The organism is Planomonospora algeriensis, from assembly GCF_977012225.1.
In genome coordinates this window covers 1-670 of sequence record NZ_CDRNDK010001024.1, presented here as the reverse complement: position 1 = coordinate 670, position 670 = coordinate 1, and the positions used below count along the sequence as shown (strand labels likewise).

Here is a 670-nt window from a genome sequence, read left to right as displayed (position 1 = left end):
CGCCGGGGCCGCGCGGGAGGTGCGCTTGAGCTCTCCGCCGGCCCGCCCGCCGGGGCGGCGGTACCGAGCGCTGCACGGCGATCGCGGCGACGGCGACCAGGGGGAGGTTCAGCCAGAAGATCGAGCGCCAGCCGCCGAGCGGGACGGCGCCGAGATGCAGGGAGACCGGGACCAGGGCGGCCAGGCCCGCGCCGTACAGGGGGCCGAGGACGCTGCCGAGCTCCTGGGCGGCGCCGACCGCGCCGAGCGCCAGCGGGCGGCCCCGCTCGTCCCACAGGTCGCCGACCAGCGCCATGGTGATGGGCAGCAGGGCGCCGCCCGCGACACCCTGGAGCGTGCGCCCGGCGACCAGCCAGGGCACCGTGTCGCCGAGCGCGGTGACGACCGAGCCGATCGCGAAGCCCGCCAGGCACAGCTGGATCAGCGGGCGCCTGCCGTACCGGTCGGAGAGCTGGCCTAAAAGCGGCATGGCCGCGACGTAGCCGAGCAGGAAGCCGGTGACGATCGGGGTGGCCCGCTCCAGGTGGTTGAGGGGGACGCCGACGTCCTCGGCGATGTCGACGAGGACGGTGACCACCACGTAGGCGTCCAGGGCGGCGAGCAGCACCGCGGTGCCGCCGACGCCGAGGGCGACGCGCCGCCGGGCGGCCCGGCCGTCGCGGGAGACGAG

General features: G+C 77.2%; 1 protein-coding gene. It reads right to left on the bottom strand.

All coding sequences use genetic code 11. The annotated features are described in order from the left end of the window. On the bottom strand, positions 1–670 hold a 670-nt coding region (locus tag ACWJ6R_RS37575), incomplete at both ends, for an MFS transporter (RefSeq protein WP_449066745.1).